Raw genomic sequence first — 16,764 nt, 5'->3', positions numbered from 1 at the left:
GCAGGGCTCGGTGCATGCGGCGCACGATAGCGGCGCGGCCGTGCATGCGCAGGGCGACCTTGCGTGGAGCAAGGCCTTCCGCCGCATCACCCGCAACCCCCGGCTCAGTACACCGCGAACGACCACTCCGCGACGGTGGCGCGCGCCGGCCTGCATTCACGCGAATGGTGTTGCCGCTGGCGCTGCACCCAATGCGCCGCGAGCGGCAGCGGGCCGAAGCCCGACTCGGCGTTGATGTGGCCGGCGTCGCCGAGGTTCAGGTAGTGCGCATTCCAGCGGCGCGCCCAGCGCAGCGCCTCCGCGGCACGCATCCACGGGTCGGTGTCGCTCGCGATGAGCGTGGTGCGCGGCGTGAGCGGCGCCGCGTGCAGGCGCCGCTGCAGGCCGAAGCGCTCAGGGTCGGCGGGCGCCACCAGCAGGGCGGCAGCGATGCGCGCCTCGCCCCAGCCCAGCCACTGCGCCAGCGCCAGGCAGCCGAAACTGTGTGCCACGGCGACCACGGGGCCGGGCGTATCGCCGAGCGTCTCGCCGATGCGCTCGGCCCAGCGCGCGAGATCGGGGGTCGACCAATCGTCCTGCCGCACCCGCAGCGCCTCGGGGTGCAGGGTGTGCAACCAAGTCTGCCAATGCGCTGGGCCGCTGTCGTGCAGGCCGGGCACGATCAGCAGGCGGGGGTCGGAGCGCGGCATCAGAGTGCCGCGATCGACACCTCGGTCGACTTCACGAGCGCGATGACCTCGCGGCCCACTTCGAGCCGGAGTTCCTTGACCGAGCGGGTGGTGATGACCGAGGTGACGATCAGGCCGGCCGGCGTCTCGACGTCGATCTCCGAGACGACCGGGCCTTCGATGATTTCTTTGACCTTGCCGCGGAACTGGTTGCGCACGTTGATGGCGGTGATGCTCATGGTGTTTCCTCTGGAGGGTTTCAAGTGGAGAAGCGCCACCCGCCGAAGCCCGACGGCACGTGGGTTTGCGGTTCATGAGGCGTTTCGTTCGCCGGCTGCTGCAGCACGCGCAGCAGCACCCGCTCTTCGAGCGCTGCGAAGCTGGGGTTGCCGCGCGAGCGCGGGCGTGCCAGCGCAATGGTTTCGTCGAGCGTGATGTGGTGGTCTTCGATCAGGATCACGCGATCGGCCAGCGCCACCGCTTCCGACACGTCGTGCGTGATGAGGATGGCGGTGAAACCATGTTCCTTCCACAGCCGCTCGATCAGGCCGTGCATCTCGATGCGGGTGAGCGCATCCAGCGCGCCGAGCGGCTCGTCGAGCAGCAGCAGCCGCGGGCGGTGCACCAGCGCACGGGCGAGCGCCACCCGCTGGCGCTGGCCGCCCGACAGCACCGCCGGCCACTCGTGGGCACGGTCGGCGAGGCCCACCTGCGAAAGCGCTTCGAGCGCACGCGTTTTCGCGTCGGGGCCTTCGAGGCCGAGCGCGATGTTGTCGACCACACGCTTCCAGGGCAGGAGGCGCGCGTCTTGGAACATGATGCGCACGTCGTCGCGGTGTGACGCGAGCGACTCGCCGTCGAGCGTGATCGAGCCGGCCTGCGCCGATTCGAGCGCGGCCACGAGCCGCAGCAGCGTGCTCTTGCCGCAGCCGCTGCGGCCGACGATGGCAATGAATTCGCCCGGGGCGACCTCGAAATTCACGTCGTCGAGCACGACACGCTCGCCATAGACCTTGCGCAGCTCGCGCACCGAGAGCGCGAGGCCTTGGGGTGCCTTGGGCGAGCGGTGCTGCAGGGGCGGTGCAGACAGTTCGGTGCGTGCCATCACGCCTCCTTCAATTGATAGCCCGGGTGCCAGCGCAACCACCAGCGCTCGAGTGCCTTGGCCAGCACGTCGGCCAGCTTGCCCAGCAGCGCATAGAGCAGGATGCCCACCAGCACCACGTCGGTCTGCAGGAATTCGCGGGCGTTCATCGTGAGGTAGCCGATGCCCGATTGCGCCGAGATGGTCTCGGCCACGATGAGCAGCACCCACATCAGGCCGAGCGAGAAGCGCAGGCCCACCAGCACCGAGGGCAGCGCGCCGGGCAGGATCACCTGGCGGTAGAGCTGCCAGCCCGACAGGCCATAGCTGCGCGCCATCTCGATCAGCCCCTTGTCGACCGAACGGATGCCGTGGAAGGTGTTGAGGTAGATCGGGAAGAACACGCCCACCGCCACGAGGAAGAGCTTGGCGCTCTCGTCGATGCCGAACCAGAGGATGACGAGCGGGATGAGCGCCAGCGCCGGGATGTTGCGCACCATCTGCAGCGTGGTGTCGAGCAGGGTCTCGCCGATGCGGAAGGTGCCGGTGAAAAGACCGAGCAAGAGGCCGAGGCCGCCGCCGATGGCAAGGCCCGCCAGCGCACGGCCGGTGCTCACGGCCACGTGCTGCAACAGCTCGCCGGAGCTGAGCAACTTCCAGAACGCTGTGATCACCGACCAGGGCTCGGGCAGCACGCGTGTGGAGAGCCAGCCGCCGCGCGACGAAAGCTCCCACACCGCGAGGATCAGCACCGGCACCAGCCACGGCAGCGCGCGCTGCACGAAGGGCGTGTTGTGGGATCGACTGCTCATGATCAGCTCTGCGAAATCTTTGACACCAAGGTGTGCTTCGGCACGAAGGTGTTGGCGACGATCTCGCCAAACGGCCCGGTGAGCGTGCGGCCGGGCAGCTTGCTCTGCACGGAAAGCGGCAAGAGCGGGAACACGAGTTCGGCAAAGCGGTGCGCTTCTTCCAGATGCGGGTAGCCGCTCAACACGAAGTAGTCGAGGCCCAGCGCCGCGTACTCCTTGATGCGCTCGGCCACCTGCTCGGGGTTGCCCACGAGCGCCGTGCCGGCACCGCCGCGCACCAGGCCCACGCCCGCCCACAGGTTGGGCGAGATCTCCAGGCCTTCGCGGATGTTGGCCTTGTTGAACTTGCCCTTGTGCAGCTCGGCCATGCGGCGCTGGCCCACCGAGTCCATCTGCGCAAACTTGGCCTGCGCGGCCTCGACCACCTTCTCGTCGAGCTGCGACACGAGCTCGGCGGCGGCGCGCCAGGCCTCGTCTTCGGTCTCGCGCACGATCACGTGCAGGCGGATGCCGAAGGAGAGTTTGCGGCCGTGCTTCGCCGCGCGCGCGCTCACGTCGGCCACCTTGGCGGCCACCGCCGCGGGCGGTTCGCCCCAGGTGAGGTAGGTGTCGACCTGCTCGGCGGCGAGGTCGTGCGCGGCTTCCGACGAGCCCCCGAAGAAGACCTGCGGATAGGGCTTGCTGACCGGCGGGTAGAGCAGCTTGGCGCCCTGCACCTTGAGGTGCCTGCCTTCGTAGTCGAACTCCTCGCCGTCGTGGCTGCGCGCGAGGATCTCGCGCCAGATCTTGAGGAATTCGGCACTCTCTTCGTAGCGCGCCTCGTGGCTCAGGAACTGGCCGTCGCCCGCGAGCTCGTGCGCGTCGCCGCCCGTCACCAGGTTGACGATCAGCCGGCCGCCCGAGAGACGGTCGAGCGTGGCGGCCATGCGGGCCGATTGCGACGGCTGCACGAGGCCGGGGCGCAGCGCCACCAGGAATTTCAGGCGCCGGGTCGCGTCGATCAGGCTCGCGGCGGTGATCCACGAGTCTTCGCAGGAGCGGCCGGTGGGCAGCAGCACGCCTTCGTAGCCCAGCGTGTCGGCGGCCACGGCCACCTGCTTGAAGTAGTCGAAGGTGGCGGCGCGGGCGCCCTTGCTGGTGCCAAGGTAGCGGCTGTCGCCGTGGGTAGGGATGAACCAGAGGATCTTCATGAGGGGCTCGTGGAAAGGTGGTGGAGGTCAGGCGGGCTGCCAGACGATGTCGGCCACGCGGATGGCCTTGGGGATCAGCCCGAGTTCGTGGAAGGCGTCGGCCACCTTCTGCTGCTCGGCGACGAGCGCCGCACTCAGCGGACCCACCGGCGAACGCGGGCGGCGGTCGAGCACGCGCAGCACGGTCGCGAGGCCCAGGCCGGAGAACTCGGCGTACTGCTTCGCAGAGTCGGCGCGGTGCCGCGCCACGTGCGCATCGGCGTCGGTGAGTGCAGCGAAGAGCTGGCGCAGCACCGGCTCCTGCTGCACCAGGCCGCGCGAGGCGAGGTAGAAGGAGTTGTTGCTCGTGAGGCCGCGGCTGGTGACGAGCGGGCGCGCCTTGCCGTCGATCTCGGCGGCGGCGTAGTACGGGTCCCAGATCGACCACGCGTCGACGGCACCGCGCTCGAAGGCCGCGCGGGCATCGGCCGGCGCGAGGTACACCGGCTGGATGTCGCTCCACTTGAGCCCGGCCGCCTTCACCGCCTGCACCAGCAGGAAATGTGCGCTCGATCCCTTCTGCAGCGCGATGCGCCGGCCCTTGAGCTCGGCGAGCGTGCGAAGCGGTGAACCCTCGCGCACCAGCAGCGCCGAGGTGTCGGGCTTGGGCGGCTCGGCGCCGACGTAGACGATGTCCTTGCCGGCCGCCTGCGCGAACACGGGCGGCGAGTCGCCCACCGCACCGAAGTCGACGCTGCCGACCGCCAGCGCTTCGAGCAGCTGCGGCACGGCAGGGAACTCGACCCACTGCACCGGCGTGCCGGGCAGGCGCTGCTCCACGAGCTTCAGCGAGCGGGTGATGTTGAGGTTGATCGAGCCCTTCTGGAAGCCGATGCGCAGCGGCAAGGGGTTGGCGCGCGACACCGGCCACCAGCTGGCCGCGGTCACCGACAGCACGCCCAAGGCGGCACGCCGGCTGAGGCTGGTCACGTTGCTCATTGCCGCCTCCGCGCTCAGTGGCTCTTCGCCACCGCCACGCCACGCGGCAGCGCGTCGCTGATGCGGATGGCCTTGGGGATGAGCTTCAGCTCGAAGAAGGTGTCGGCGATCTTCTGCTGCTCGGCGGCCACCTGGGCGCTGATGGGCACGATGCCGTAGGCGAAACGGCCGGCGGCGACTTCGGTGATCGTCGGGTCGAGGCCGATCTGCGGTGCGAGCAGCTCGGCCACCGCCTTGGCGTTGGTGGTGGCCCAGCGGTCGAGCTTCGCGAGTTCGTCGATCACCGCCTGGATCACCTGCGGGTGCCTGTCGGCATAGCCGCGTGCGGCGAGATAGAACTGGTGGTTGGCGACGATCCCTTTGCCATCGGCGAGCTGGCGGGCACCGAGCTGCTTCTCCGCAGCGGCGAGGAACGGGTCCCAGATCACCCAGGCGTCGACCGCGCCGCGCTCGAAGGCAGCGCGCGCATCGGCCGGCGGCAGGAAGACCACCTGCACGTCGCTGTACTTGAGGCCGGCCTTCTCGAGCGCCTTCACTAGGAGGAAGTGCACGTTGGAGCCTTTGTTGAGCGCGACCTTCTTGCCCTTCAACTCGGCCACGCTCTTCACCGTCGAGGTCTTGGGCACGACGATGGCTTCACCGGCCGGTGCGGGCGGCTGGTTGGCCACGTAGACGAGGTCGGCGCCCGCGGCCTGCGCAAAGATGGGCGGCGCTTCGCCCACGGTGCCGAAGTCGAGCGAGCCGACGTTCAGGCCTTCGAGCAGCACCGGGCCGGAGGGGAACTCCGTCCACTTGACGGCGATGCCTTGTGCGGCGAGGCGGCGATCGAGGTCGCCACGTGCTTTCAGGATCGTGAGCGTGCCGTACTTCTGGTAGCCGATGCGCAGCTCTTTCGGCGCGGTCTGCGCGTGGGCGGCGAGCGACAACGTGGCCAGCGCGGCGGTGGCGAGTTGCAGCCAGCGGCGGCGCGACGAGCGAGGGGTCGAGGAGGTCATGAGAGGTGTGTGCTTTCGTCAGGAAAAGGGGCGCCCGACCCGACGGGGCGTCGGGCACCGAATCGCCCGTGAGGACGAGGAGACAAAGGTGAAGGAAGGAGGCCCGAGCCGCTCAGCCGATCAACATCGCGCCGGCTCGGCGACACGCATTCGCTCGTGTGTCGAGAGCAAGGGCTGCAGCGCGCGGTCGAGCCGCTCAAGCAGGGCGTCGTCGGGTGCGTAGCCGCCGGCCGGAAGCGAAGGCAGCTGCGCATCGGTGGCATAGACGCCATCGAGGATGTTGCGGGCACCGAGCGCCGACAGCACCGGCTTCAACGCGTAGTCGACCGCGAGCAGGTGGGCGATGCTGCCGCCCGTGGCGAGTGGCAGCACCGTCTTGCCGCGCAGCGCGTCCTGCGGCAGCAGGTCGAGCCAGAGTTTCAGAAGGCCGCTGTAGGCCGCCTTGTAGATGGGGGTGGAGACGATCAGCACGTCGGCCTCGGCCACGCGCGCCACGCTGGCCGCAACCTCGGGGTGCCGCGCGTCGGCCGCGACCAGCGCGTGCGCGGGCAGCTCGCGCACCTGGACGCGGTGGCGCTCGTGTGCCGCGGTCTCGAGCCGCGCCTGGGCCAGTTCGAGCAACCAGCCCGAGCGCGAGCGTTGCGAAGGGCTGCCGGAAATGCTGACGATGTTCATGGCTGCACGATAGCCAGCAGCCTGCAGCGAGCCAACGAACGAAATCGAGCATCGATATCGATTTCGCAAGCGTGCGCGGCCCGCATGGAGAATCGGGCGATGCAAGACCCCGACCCCTCGACGCTCAAGCACACACCGCTCGAAGACCTGCAGGCGCTCCTGATCGGCACGCTGCTCGTGTCGCTCGCCGTCACGCTCTTCCAGCACGCCGGGCTGCTGTCGGGCGGCACCGCGGGCATCGCCTTCCTTGCGCACTACCTCGGCGGCTGGTCGTTCGGCGTCGCGTACTTCGTCATCAACCTGCCCTTCTACTGGCTGGCCTGGCGGCACATGGGCCGCAGCTTCACGCTGCGCACGCTCGCGGCCGTGGTGCTGGTGGCCGTGATGAGCGACTGGCTGCCACGCCACCTCGTGCTCGCGTCGCTCGACGCCTGGCTCGCCGCCCTGCTCGGCGGCGTGCTGATGGGCAACGGCTTCCTGGTGCTCTTTCGCCACCACGCGAGCCTGGGCGGCCTGGGCATCCTCGCGCTGCTGGCGCAGAAGAAGCGCGGCTGGCGCGCCGGCCACGTGCAGATGGCGATGGACTCGGCCATCGTGCTGGCCGCACTCGCCACCGTGCCGCTCGACCGTGTGGCCCTCTCGGTCGCCGCTGCCGTGGTGCTCAACCTCGTGATCGCCACCAACCACCGGCCCGGGCGCTACGTGGCCCAGTAGCGGCAGGGCCGCCCGCGGAGATTCACGCGGCTCGAGGCTCCGGTCTGCAGCGCAGCACACACTTGTCGGCTGACAAGTAACTTCGATCGGCGTGCTACAAACGACGTCTGCATGGACGCGCGCACGGCCTGGGGCACGGTGCTTTGGGGGCGCAGCGGGAGGAGCTTGCCGTGGTGGACCGTTTGAAGAACAAGGTGGCCGTGATCACCGGGGGCTGTTCGGGCATTGGCCTGGGCACGGTGGAAAAGTTCGTGGCCGAAGGCGCGCAGGTGATGGTGGGTGACATCAACGACGCCGACGGCGCCGCGCTCGAAGCACGTTTTGCCGGCAAGGTCGCCTACCAGCATTGCGACGTGACCGATGCGCCGCAGATCGAAGCGCTGATGGCGGCCGCCGTGGCGCGCTTCGGCGGGCTCGACATCGTCTTCAACAACGCCGGTGCCGGCGGCACGCCGGCCACCATCGCCGAGATGACACCCGAGGGCTGGGACCGCACGCAAAGCCTGCTGCTGCGCTCGGTGGCGCTGGGCATCACCTACGCCGTGCCGCACCTGAAGCGGCGTGGCGGCGGCGCGATCGTCAACACCGCTTCCATCGCGGGCGTGCAGTCGGGCGCCGCGCCGATCGCCTACTCGGTGGCCAAGGCGGGCGTGATCCACCTCACCCGCATCGCCGGGGCCGAACTCGCGCGCAGCGGCATCCGCGTCAACGCGGTGTGCCCGGGGCTGATCCTCACCAACATCTTCACCGCCAACCCCGAGCGTGTGCCGCCCGCGGCCGCGCCGATGGTGAAGGCCGCGATGGCCAAGGGCGCCCCCAACGCGCAACCCATCAACAAAGCCGGCGTTCCGGAAGACATTGCCAATGCCGTGCTCTTCTTCGCGAGCGACGACTCGGCTTTCGTGACGGGAGAGCACTTGCTCGTCGACGGTGGCGCCTTCATCGGCCCGCGCCACGTGTGGGACGCGGCAGCGCAGGCAGAACGCGAAGCGCGCATGCGGGGATGACAGCCCCTCGGTCGACGGGTACGTCGACCGATCCCCCGAGGGGATGCGGGCCGGCTTGGGGCGGCCCGGCGCTCGGCCCGCTCGCGCGCGCCCGCCTGAGTTGAACGGCACACGGATTGCCGCAGGAAGGAGGATGCGCCACAGCTCCTTCCACGACAGCCCGCTTCTCGTCCTGCTCAATGCGGCCTCGGGCCGCGATGACGCCCAGGCAACCTACGCCCTGATCGGCCAGCAGCTGGCCGCGTCGGGGCGGCGCTACCGCATCGAGATGGTGGAACGCGGCGAAGACATCCCGCGCACCGCACAACGCCTGGCCTCCCAGGCCACCGCGCAAGGCGGCGTGGTGGTCGCGGCCGGGGGCGACGGCACGATCAACGCCGTGGCCCAGGCCGCACACGACGCCGGCTGCCCGATGGGCGTGCTGCCGCAAGGCACCTTCAACTACTTCAGCCGCACGCACGGCATTCCGCAAGACACCGCCGCCGCCATCGAGGCGATGCTCGGCGCGCAGGCGCATCCGGTGCAGGTGGGGCTCATCAACGACCGGGTCTTCCTCGTCAACGCGAGCCTCGGGCTCTACCCCGACTTGCTGGAAGACCGCGAGGCCTACAAGCAGCGCTTCGGCCGCAGCCGTGTGGTGGCGCTCTTTGCCGCCGGCGCCACGCTGCTGCGCGAGCATCGCCAGCTGCGCCTGCGCATCGAGCGCGGCGGCGCGGTGCGCGACGTGCGCAGCGCCACGCTCTTCGTCGGCAACAACCGCCTGCAGCTGGAGCAGGTGGGCCTGCCCGAAGCGCGCGCCATCGACCAGGGCCGCGTGGCCGCGGTGATGTTGAAGCCCACCAGCACCTGGGGCCTGGTGCGCCTGATGTGGCGCAGCGCGAGGGCCGAGCTGGCCGAGATGCAGGAGGTGGAGCATTTCCAGTTCCAGCACATGACGGTGCAACCCTGGCTGCCCTACGGCTCGCGGCGCGTGAAAGTGGCCACCGACGGCGAGGTGAGCCTGATGCGCGCGCCGCTGGAATTCCGCGTGTCGCCTCGGCCGCTGTACCTGCTCAAGCCGGCCGTGCGCCCGGGTGCAGCCGACGTCGTCGAACATGCTGCTGCACATCTCTGACCCGCACTTCGGCACCGAGCAGCCGGAGGTGGTGGACGCGCTGCTGCGCCTGACCGACACGCACCGACCGGAGCTGGTGCTGCTGTCGGGCGACATCACGCAGCGCGCCCGGCGCTCGCAGTTCCGCGCGGCGCGCGAGTTCGTCGACCGGCTCAACACGCCACGCACGCTCGTGATCCCGGGCAACCACGACATCCCTCTCTTCAACCTCGCGGCACGGCTCTTCTGGCCGTATGCCAACTACCTGCGCGAGTTTCCGGCGGTGGCCGGGCTGCACGACTCGAGCCGCCTGCGGGTGATCGCCCTCAACACCACACGGCCCAGCCGGCACAAGAACGGCGTGCTCTCGCCCGCGCAGGTCGATGAAGTGGTGGAGCAGTTGCGCCAGGCGCGCCCCGGGCAGCTGCGCATCGTGGCGATGCACCAGCCGATCGCGGTGGAGCGCGCGCAAGACGCGCACGACCGGCTGCGCGGCCCGCTGCGCGAGGCGTTGGAGCGCTGGGCCGAGGCCGGCGCCGACCTGGTGCTGGGCGGCCACATCCACCTGCCCTACGTGCTGCCGCTCTTCAGCCCGACCGAGCGGCTCAAGCGCCGCATGTGGGCGGTGCAGGCGGGCACGGCGGTGTCGAGCCGGGTGCGCGAGGGCATCCCGAATTCGGTGAACGTGATCCGCTGGGGCGGCGTGCTGCCGCTCGGGCTGTGCCTGGTCGAACGCTGGGACTACCTGGCCGAGGCGAAGGCGTTTGCTCGCGCGCGGGTGTCGGCGCTCGACACCGGCTGGTTGCCGCCCGACCCGCCGCCGATGAGCGCGCCGGCGTTGACGCCCGGCGCGGCCCGGGCGCTGCCATAGCCGCTAGACCTTGAGGCCGCGCAGAAATCGCTGCAACGACGCATCGAGCTTCGGCCCCGCAGCCCCCGTGCCGCCCGCGGCCTGCTGCGCGCGGCCATGCACCGAGAAGTGGGCGACGAGCTGCAGCAGGCTGTCCGCCGCATAGGGCTTCTCGACGAAGGCGTCGTAGTCGGTGAACGATTCGCGCACCACCTTCTCGTGGGTGCCGCTCATCACGACGATGGGGATGTCTTCCAGCAGCGGGTTGGCGCGCACCGCCTGGCCGAGCTCGCCGCCGGTCACGTGGGGCATCATGAAATCGGTGAGGATCACCGCCGGCTTCTCGCCGGCGAGCAACTCGAGCGCCACCCTGCCGTTGGACGCACAGGCCACGCGAAAACCCTCTGCCTCCAGCAGCAGGCTCAGGATCTCGGCGTTTCCGTATTCGTCTTCGGCAAGCAGGACGAGTTTCATGTTGCGCAACCGGGTGGACCTCACACGACCGTCAGGCCCGACGTGTCGAGCCTCACGTCGAAAGCGGTGCGCTCGGCGCGCGCCGCCCGCAGCTTGCCGACGGTGAGCCGGCGGCGGTCCGGCGCGTCGTCGTGGCGGGTGAGGTGAAAGACATTGTCGAACCAGGCTGCGAGACCGTCGCCGTTGGGGTCTCTGCTGCCGGTGGCGGCGGCCATCGCGGCCGGGTCGAGCGTGAACACCGAGGTCACGCCGCGCACCTTCAGCTCGCGCAGCAGGCGGCCGATGAAGCGGTAGCCACGTTCGGGGAAGGCCACCGTGTCGGCCAACACCGCCAAGCCGTCGACCACCACGCGGTGCACGCCGCGCTCGTCCACGAGCCGCAGAAGCTTGTGGCCGATCTCGTCGAGCGCTTCGTCTTCGGAGCCCTGCACATGGATGCCGAGCCCGCCGCGCTTGACCGCCTCGGCCACCGGCAGGCCGCATTGCGCCCCCGCCCGCACCAGCTCGATCACGGTCTCGGTGCCGGCCAGCATGAGCGACGGCTCCTCGGGTGTGGCAGCGAGCAGGAACGACAGGCCGAGCACCGTCTTGCCCGAGCCGCTGCGCCCCACCAGCAAGGTGCTGCTGCCGCGCGCGAGCCCACCGCCGAGCAGGGCTGCGTCGACGTCGGGCACGCCCAGGGGCAGCGTGGGTGCACCATGCCGGTCTTCGCGCTGCGTCGACGGCAGGCCTTCCAGCCGGGGGAAGAAGCGCAGGCCGTGGTCGGTGATGCAGAAGGTGTGCTTGCCGCGCTCGACGGCGCTGCCGCGGAACTTGCGCACCTGGATGCGCCGCTCGCTGCGCCACTGGTAGGTGTAGTCCTCGAACGAGAAGATGCCGTCGACCATCGTCTGCTCGGCATCGATCGAGCGGCCGTGGCCGCTGGTGAGCAGCAGGCAGGTGCAGCCCATCGCCGAGGCGAGGCTCTGCAGCTCATGCACGAACTGGCGCACGCCTTCGTCGGGGCGCTCGGGCGAGGTCTCGACCACCAGGCCGTCGACGATCAGTAGGCCGGCCTGGTGCCGCGCGAGCTCGCCGCGCAGCAGCTGCACCACCGCCTTGAGGCCATGCTCTTCGAGCTCGCGGTAGCCGCTGAGGTAAAGCACCGAGGCGTTCACGAGCTCGGGCTTGCAGAAGCTCTGGCCCAGCATGTGCTGGAGCATGCGCGAATGCGATTCGGCCAGCATGGTGACGTAGAGCGCCTTGCCACCGCGCTCGGCGCGGGCGAAGGCGATCTGGTTGGCGAGCGTCGTCTTGCCGGCCCCTGGCGGCCCTTCGAGGATGTAGACCCCGCCTTCGAACAACCCGCCGTGCAGGATCTCGTCGAGCCCTGGGACTGTGGTGGGAAACCGCTTCATCGCTGGCATGGTTGCATCCCTCGCATGGCACTTCTTTTGGAATGCGCCGATGGTAGCGGCGCACTCCGGCTCGCCATGTCAGACAAACACGCGTTTCAGCGGGTGCCCACCTCGAAACTGCCGACGGTCACCATGTCGGCCGGGCCCGACAGGCGCACCGTCACCCGCTCGTCCTTCTGGTCGGCGCGGCCGAAGCCCGTGCTGAGCACGAGCATCAGCGTGGTCGCGGGCGAGACCACCTGCTGCCGGTGGCCGTAGAAGCGCGCCTGCACCCGGTAACGGCCGGGCTTGGCGACCTTCAACGCAAACTCCTCCGGCCCGTAGCCGCCGGTCACGTCGCGCGAGACGCGTGCCCCCTGGTAGCTCAGGCGCTTGCCGTAGTACGTCTGCTCACCGTCGGGGTCGGTGACCCAGAGGTCGATGTCGGTGTTGTCGGCGTCCCAGCCGAGCACGATGCGCAGGTCGAGCGGCAGGTTGCGCAGCAGGCGGCGGTCGAAGCCGCTCGTCTTCACCGGGCGGCCCTGGCGCTCGGCGCGCGCGATCACCATGTTCATCTCGTTGAGCGCGGTGAGGTCGATGTCGGGGAAGCGGCCGTCCCACGGGCGCGAGACGACCTGCCAGAGCTGGTCGACCGCCTCCTGCCACTGCCCGGCTTCGGCATGCGCGAGGCCCAGGTCGCGGAAGGACTGCGGCCCGTGCGGGCTCAGGCGCTGCACCTCGCGCAGCACCGGCACCGCCAACTGCGGCGCCTGCGCCTGCAGCAGGCGGTAGCCCAGCACCCGCAGGATGTGGCGGTTCTGCAGGTCCATCTCGGCCAGGTTCGACAGCACGCGCATCGCAAGCTGCGGCAGCTTCTTGGCGAAGAGCACGTCGGCCGCGTCGAGGAAGAAGGCGGTGCTGTCGAGGTACTGCGGGCGCTCTTCCAGGTAGAGGCGGTAGACGGCTTCGGGCGGGGCTGCGCGCAGGCGGCGCGCATACGGCACATCGGGCTGCCACGGTTGCAGGCGGATCACCGCGGCAGGCGGAGCGTCCTGCCCCGGGGCCCCGGCCTTGGCCTTGCGGGCGGTGCTCTCGGCCGGGCCCCGCTCGCGGCTCTCGGCCGCCACGATCGGCGCGGCCGCGGCGGGCGCCATGCGCGGGAGATCGTCGCGGCGCGCCGAGTCCATTTCCTGCCGCCCGGCGGCGCCGGCGAGCTGGCGTTCTGCCTGCTCGCGCTTTTGCAGCAGCTTCACGCCGGCGCCGTCCTTCGGGAAGTCTTTCTCCCACCATGCGACCTGCTCGGCAAAGCGTGCAGCCACCTGGTCGAGGTGCTGCGCTTGCGCGACCTGCTTGCGCTGCACCCCCTGCGCCATTGCACGCTCGTAGGCGCTGCGCAGCGAGGGCGGCGGCTCGATCTCGAAGCGCACGTAGTCGTTGAGCGCCTCCAGCACGATGAGCGAGGTCTCGCGCGAGACGAGGCCATAGGCGCGGCCGAGGCGGCGCACTTCGGCGCGGGTGTCGCCCACCGCCGCTTCGAGTTCGGCCATGCGCAGGCCGGCCCAGCGCTGCGCGACCTGCGTCGACGCACCGTCGCCGAGCGACACGTTCACGCGGCGGCGCTCGAGGCGGCCATCGGCGCGCTCGAATTCGAGCGTCAGCTCGGCGTCGCGTTGCGTCAGCAGGCCGGCGATGCGGTAGTAGCCGTCTTCGGCATAGGGGTCGTCGATCACCACGTCCCGCGCCTGCGGGCTGGTGACACGCACGAGCCGCGGCTTGCGCGTCTGCAAGGCCTGCAGCGCATCGGCGCGGCGGGTGAGGTCGAGGTATTCGCCGCCGCTGCGCTCGGCCAGCTGGCGCAGCCGCGCACTGTGGTTGCCGTGGTCGGTGCGGAAGGAGAGTGCATAGAGCGGCACCGTGCTCGCCGGCAGCGAGCCCTTCGTGCCCCAGTTCGACAGGCCATCGGAGAACAGCAGCGCGAGGTCACAGCCTTCGGTCTTGATCAGCGCCGGCAGGTTGCTCGCGCCGTCATACGGCAGCAGCTCCAGCACACGCCGCAGCGCCTGCCACTGGCCACCACGCACGGTGAAGCGCTGCTCGGGTTCGACCACGTCGCGCCCCACATGGAGCAGCACCTCGGCCTGGCCGATTGCACGGAAGTAGTTGTCGAGCAAGGCCAGCTCGCCCGCACGCCCGCGCTGCGCAGCAGAGCCCGAGGCGTCCCACAGCAAGGCCAAGCGGCGCGGCTTGGCGCGGGGCGCGGGCGTGAGGGCCGCATCGTCCATCGGCAGCTCGGCATAGAAGTGATCGCGGCCGGCGTGGCGCTGCGTCATCACCACCGGAGCGCTGCGGCGCGGCAGCGTCACGACAAACGACGGTGACGCCTGCAGCTGCTGGGCCGAAAGCGAGAGTTCGGCCCAACCCTGCTGGGCCGGGCGGCGCTCGAGGGCCTGCGCGGAGAGGCCCTGCACCGAGACCGTCAGCTCCTCGGCCGTGACACCCGCCACCCGCACCTGCACATCGAGCTGCGACAGGCGCTCGCCGAAACGCAGCGGCAGGTCGAGGCGGCCCACGGTGTCGAGCGTCTGTGCGAGGTGCAGGACCACGCGGCGTGTGCCCTGCGCCGGCAGCGGGTAGACACGCAGCTTGTAGTTGTCGCCCTCGGTCACCTCCAGCAGCGCCGGGTCGACACGCGCGCGGATCACGTCTTCGAACACCTGCTGGCCACGTGCCTTGTCGACCACCACCGCGGGGCGCAGCTCGCCATCGATGTCGAGCTCGAAGCCGCTCACCCACTGGCCATGGCCGAGCGGGAACTGCAGCTCGCCTTCGAGCACACGCCCATTGGGATTGAAGAACACCAGCTCGACGCGCATCTGCGCCGCGTGGCCGACCACCTCGGCGCGCACGCTCGCACGCTGCACCCGCACCGGCTCGGCGGCGTGGTCCTGCAGACGCATGCGCAGCACCGGCGGCTCGAAGGGCCGGGCCGGCGGCGCAAGCGCCAGCGCGCTGGGCGCGGCGGCAGCACCGAGCAACGCCGAGAGGCAGGTGCGGCGGGTGAGCGGGGCAGAGGTCAGAGCGGCAGTGGCCATGGCAGTGGAAGAAGAAGGTGGAACACCTTTCCTTCCACGGCCAAGCCGCTGCAACGGGGTTAAATGTTTTTCGAGGCGTCAGGGAATGTCGAGCCTCACCGCGTCGACCACCAGCTTCGACGCATCGGCCCGCGTGAGGAAGCGCTCGCGCAACAGGCGCTTCACGTTGGCCGCCACGCGCAGGTCGTAGTCGAGGTCGTTGCGGTAGAGCTGCTGCAGGAGCGCCGCTTCGAACGGCACTTCATGCCCCGCGATGAAGCAGAAGCTCGCACCCGTCGACGAGCCGTTCCAGCGCGCCGTCGGCACATCGACGAAGGGCGACCGCAGCCCGCCCTGCACGTTGCCGAACTGGTCGAGCACCGGCTGCCCGTTCTCGACCAGGATGGGCTCGCTGTGTGGCGGCGCGATGCCACGCCGCACCCACAGGTCGAGGTTCTGGAAGATCGCGTTGAAGTGGATGCCCGAGGGAAAGCGGCTGCGTGGCCCTTCGTTGCAGGCGAGCGGCGGCACCGCACGGCCGGCGGCGGCGATGTCGGCCGGTGCAGCCGCCGAGTACAGCTCGTCGGGCGTCGCGTGGCCGGCGCCGGCCATCTCGTAGTGGCGGTAGCGGTCGGTCTGCACGTCGCTGTCGGGCCGGCGCGCGGCGATGCCGATCAGGTAGTCGGACTGCGACATCACATGGATGATGGGCACGCCCACGTGGTTGAACTGGCGTCGCGGGTCGCCGAGCGGCGGGGCAGCGCGGCACTGGTTGATGGGCACCGCACCGACGAAGGCCCCGCCCGCCACCGCGACGATGTAGCCATCGAAGAGCGGCACGCCGCCGTTGCGCGCGGTCTCGATCGGGTGGATGCCGTTGATGTAGTTGTAGAGGTAGCCGCCGGTCTGCGAGTAGCCGAAGCCATAGACCTGCTCGACCTTGAAGCCCCGGGCGCGGCGCAGCGGGTTGCTCTTGTCCTGGCTGCGCAGCCAGGCGGCCGTCTGGCTGTAGATGTCCCAGGCGAGGCCGTTCTCGGTGCTGCGCGAGCTGTCGGCCGCGACCGTCGCGCAGTTGTCCGGGTGGTCCAGCGGCAGCGGGTTGGCAAGCGACAGCGGCGCGTAGCGCGTCGGGTTGAAGGTCTGGAGCGACACCATCGAGACCGGCTTCACCGTCACGCCCACCCACACGTCACCCTGGCGCACGAAGTGGTCGCCCGAGAGGCCCCAGCCGATGTTGAGGTCGAAGAGGTTCGACGGGTTCAGCAGCTCGACGATCACGTTGCCGCTGAAGCGGTGCCCATGCGCCGGGCGGCGCACCAGCGCGCGGGTGGTGTACGGCGCATCGGCCGTGCGCACGACCGCCGGGCCGGGCGCCGGCCACTCATAGACGTTGGCCTTGCCGCTGATGAAGAACTCTTCTTCGACGTAGCCGAGCTTCCACAGCTGCTGCGGCTTCAAGGTGTGGTCGGCCGCGCCGAAGGGGTAGCTCGTGGCCGTGGCCGGCACCGGGCCGGTGACGCTCGGCAACGGCGTGCCGGCCGCCGTGGCGCCGGCAGCGGCACACAGGGCCGCAGCGCCGATCAAGCCCCGCCAGGGGCGGGATGCGAATCGCGTGAACATGGTGGTTGTCTCCTGGTGTTGCCCTCCACCCCTGCTCGCTTATTTGCGATTTTGCTCGTACTTGTCGCTTCTCTTTTCGTTATTGATCTTTTGTTTTCGTTATAGGGCAATGCGGCAGCCCGGCCCATACGGGTTTGCCTTCAGGAGCAACGCGGTG

16 protein-coding genes are annotated in these 16,764 nt (G+C 69.9%); 4 read left to right on the top strand and 12 right to left on the bottom strand.

Features of this window, described 5'->3' with window-relative positions; all coding sequences use genetic code 11:
• Positions 1-104 precede the first annotated feature (104 nt).
• The 8 genes from RXV79_RS02165 to ssuE all read right to left on the bottom strand — a co-directional run bounded on the left by RXV79_RS02165 (position 105) and on the right by ssuE (position 6,402).
• The gene (locus tag RXV79_RS02165) at positions 105-689 is read right to left on the bottom strand and encodes an RBBP9/YdeN family alpha/beta hydrolase (protein ID WP_316701756.1); all 585 of its coding nucleotides are present in this window, start codon (positions 687-689) and stop codon (positions 105-107) included.
• Entirely contained in the window at positions 689-907 is a 219-nt protein-coding gene (locus RXV79_RS02160) for a TOBE domain-containing protein (RefSeq protein ID WP_316701755.1), read from the bottom strand. The genes RXV79_RS02165 and RXV79_RS02160 overlap by 1 nt, the downstream gene beginning before the upstream one ends.
• A gap of 20 nt (positions 908-927) precedes the next feature.
• On the bottom strand, positions 928-1,773 hold the full coding sequence (locus RXV79_RS02155; protein WP_316701754.1) for an ATP-binding cassette domain-containing protein: 846 nt from the start codon (positions 1,771-1,773) through the stop codon (positions 928-930).
• On the bottom strand, positions 1,773-2,564 hold the full coding sequence (gene ssuC, locus RXV79_RS02150) for an aliphatic sulfonate ABC transporter permease SsuC (protein WP_316701753.1): 792 nt from the start codon (positions 2,562-2,564) through the stop codon (positions 1,773-1,775). The genes RXV79_RS02155 and ssuC overlap by 1 nt, the downstream gene beginning before the upstream one ends.
• 2 nt (positions 2,565-2,566) lie before the next feature.
• Positions 2,567-3,754 carry an FMNH2-dependent alkanesulfonate monooxygenase gene (gene ssuD, locus RXV79_RS02145; RefSeq protein ID WP_316701751.1) on the bottom strand — a complete coding sequence of 396 codons (1,188 nt, stop codon included), beginning with the start codon at positions 3,752-3,754 and terminating at the stop codon, positions 2,567-2,569.
• A gap of 27 nt (positions 3,755-3,781) precedes the next feature.
• On the bottom strand, positions 3,782-4,732 hold the full coding sequence (locus RXV79_RS02140) for an aliphatic sulfonate ABC transporter substrate-binding protein (RefSeq protein ID WP_316701750.1): 951 nt from the start codon (positions 4,730-4,732) through the stop codon (positions 3,782-3,784).
• A 14-nt stretch (positions 4,733-4,746) separates the two neighbouring features.
• Positions 4,747-5,727, bottom strand: coding sequence for a sulfonate ABC transporter substrate-binding protein (locus RXV79_RS02135; RefSeq protein WP_316701748.1), 981 nt, complete (start codon positions 5,725-5,727; stop codon positions 4,747-4,749).
• Between the two features lie 120 nt (positions 5,728-5,847).
• Positions 5,848-6,402 carry an NADPH-dependent FMN reductase gene (gene ssuE, locus RXV79_RS02130; protein WP_316701747.1) on the bottom strand — a complete coding sequence of 185 codons (555 nt, stop codon included), beginning with the start codon at positions 6,400-6,402 and terminating at the stop codon, positions 5,848-5,850.
• A 99-nt stretch (positions 6,403-6,501) separates the two neighbouring features.
• Here ssuE and RXV79_RS02125 point away from each other — a divergent pair, with 99 nt between their 5' ends.
• From RXV79_RS02125 to RXV79_RS02110, 4 genes are all read left to right on the top strand, one after another.
• Positions 6,502-7,116 (top strand): YitT family protein, encoded by a 615-nt coding sequence (locus RXV79_RS02125; protein ID WP_316701746.1) that lies wholly within the window; start codon positions 6,502-6,504, stop codon positions 7,114-7,116.
• 170 nt (positions 7,117-7,286) lie between these two features.
• Positions 7,287-8,123: an SDR family NAD(P)-dependent oxidoreductase gene (locus RXV79_RS02120; protein WP_316701745.1), complete on the top strand. Its 837-nt coding sequence runs from the start codon at positions 7,287-7,289 to the stop codon at positions 8,121-8,123.
• Positions 8,124-8,256: 133 nt separating this feature from the next.
• Positions 8,257-9,237 carry a diacylglycerol/lipid kinase family protein gene (locus RXV79_RS02115; protein ID WP_316701744.1) on the top strand — a complete coding sequence of 327 codons (981 nt, stop codon included), beginning with the start codon at positions 8,257-8,259 and terminating at the stop codon, positions 9,235-9,237.
• Positions 9,218-10,087 carry a metallophosphoesterase family protein gene (locus RXV79_RS02110; RefSeq protein WP_316701742.1) on the top strand — a complete coding sequence of 290 codons (870 nt, stop codon included), beginning with the start codon at positions 9,218-9,220 and terminating at the stop codon, positions 10,085-10,087. The genes RXV79_RS02115 and RXV79_RS02110 overlap by 20 nt, the downstream gene beginning before the upstream one ends.
• A 3-nt stretch (positions 10,088-10,090) precedes the next feature.
• Here the strand turns inward: RXV79_RS02110 and RXV79_RS02105 are convergent, their stop codons facing one another.
• The 4 genes from RXV79_RS02105 to RXV79_RS02090 form a co-directional block, all read right to left on the bottom strand.
• A complete protein-coding gene (locus tag RXV79_RS02105; protein WP_316701740.1) occupies positions 10,091-10,540 on the bottom strand; it encodes a response regulator in 450 nt (149 codons plus the stop codon).
• 20 nt (positions 10,541-10,560) lie between these two features.
• Positions 10,561-11,937 carry an RAD55 family ATPase gene (locus tag RXV79_RS02100; RefSeq protein ID WP_316701739.1) on the bottom strand — a complete coding sequence of 459 codons (1,377 nt, stop codon included), beginning with the start codon at positions 11,935-11,937 and terminating at the stop codon, positions 10,561-10,563.
• A gap of 95 nt (positions 11,938-12,032) precedes the next feature.
• Positions 12,033-15,008 carry a DUF2135 domain-containing protein gene (locus RXV79_RS02095; RefSeq protein ID WP_316701738.1) on the bottom strand — a complete coding sequence of 992 codons (2,976 nt, stop codon included), beginning with the start codon at positions 15,006-15,008 and terminating at the stop codon, positions 12,033-12,035.
• A gap of 78 nt (positions 15,009-15,086) precedes the next feature.
• Complete coding sequence (locus tag RXV79_RS02090) at positions 15,087-16,607, bottom strand: alpha/beta hydrolase domain-containing protein (protein WP_316701736.1); 1,521 nt, start codon at positions 16,605-16,607, stop codon at positions 15,087-15,089.
• Between the last annotated feature and the right edge of the window lie 157 nt (positions 16,608-16,764).

Source organism: Piscinibacter gummiphilus (genome assembly GCF_032681285.1).
Taxonomy (GTDB): domain Bacteria; phylum Pseudomonadota; class Gammaproteobacteria; order Burkholderiales; family Burkholderiaceae_C; genus Rhizobacter; species Rhizobacter gummiphilus_A.
This window is presented reverse-complemented; position numbering and strand designations above follow the sequence as displayed.

Coding starts and splice junctions, on each gene's coding strand:
- RXV79_RS02140 (WP_316701750.1), bottom strand. CDS start 4,732: ATGAGCAACGTGACCAGCCTCAGCCGGCGTGCCGCCTTGGGCGTGCTG.
- RXV79_RS02110 (WP_316701742.1), top strand. CDS start 9,218: ATGCTGCTGCACATCTCTGACCCGCACTTCGGCACCGAGCAGCCGGAG.
- ssuD (WP_316701751.1), bottom strand. CDS start 3,754: ATGAAGATCCTCTGGTTCATCCCTACCCACGGCGACAGCCGCTACCTT.
- RXV79_RS02095 (WP_316701738.1), bottom strand. CDS start 15,008: ATGGCCACTGCCGCTCTGACCTCTGCCCCGCTCACCCGCCGCACCTGC.
- RXV79_RS02090 (WP_316701736.1), bottom strand. CDS start 16,607: ATGTTCACGCGATTCGCATCCCGCCCCTGGCGGGGCTTGATCGGCGCT.
- RXV79_RS02135 (WP_316701748.1), bottom strand. CDS start 5,727: ATGACCTCCTCGACCCCTCGCTCGTCGCGCCGCCGCTGGCTGCAACTC.
- ssuE (WP_316701747.1), bottom strand. CDS start 6,402: ATGAACATCGTCAGCATTTCCGGCAGCCCTTCGCAACGCTCGCGCTCG.
- RXV79_RS02165 (WP_316701756.1), bottom strand. CDS start 689: ATGCCGCGCTCCGACCCCCGCCTGCTGATCGTGCCCGGCCTGCACGAC.
- RXV79_RS02155 (WP_316701754.1), bottom strand. CDS start 1,773: ATGGCACGCACCGAACTGTCTGCACCGCCCCTGCAGCACCGCTCGCCC.
- ssuC (WP_316701753.1), bottom strand. CDS start 2,564: ATGAGCAGTCGATCCCACAACACGCCCTTCGTGCAGCGCGCGCTGCCG.
- RXV79_RS02115 (WP_316701744.1), top strand. CDS start 8,257: ATGCGCCACAGCTCCTTCCACGACAGCCCGCTTCTCGTCCTGCTCAAT.
- RXV79_RS02160 (WP_316701755.1), bottom strand. CDS start 907: ATGAGCATCACCGCCATCAACGTGCGCAACCAGTTCCGCGGCAAGGTC.
- RXV79_RS02100 (WP_316701739.1), bottom strand. CDS start 11,937: ATGAAGCGGTTTCCCACCACAGTCCCAGGGCTCGACGAGATCCTGCAC.
- RXV79_RS02105 (WP_316701740.1), bottom strand. CDS start 10,540: ATGAAACTCGTCCTGCTTGCCGAAGACGAATACGGAAACGCCGAGATC.
- RXV79_RS02125 (WP_316701746.1), top strand. CDS start 6,502: ATGCAAGACCCCGACCCCTCGACGCTCAAGCACACACCGCTCGAAGAC.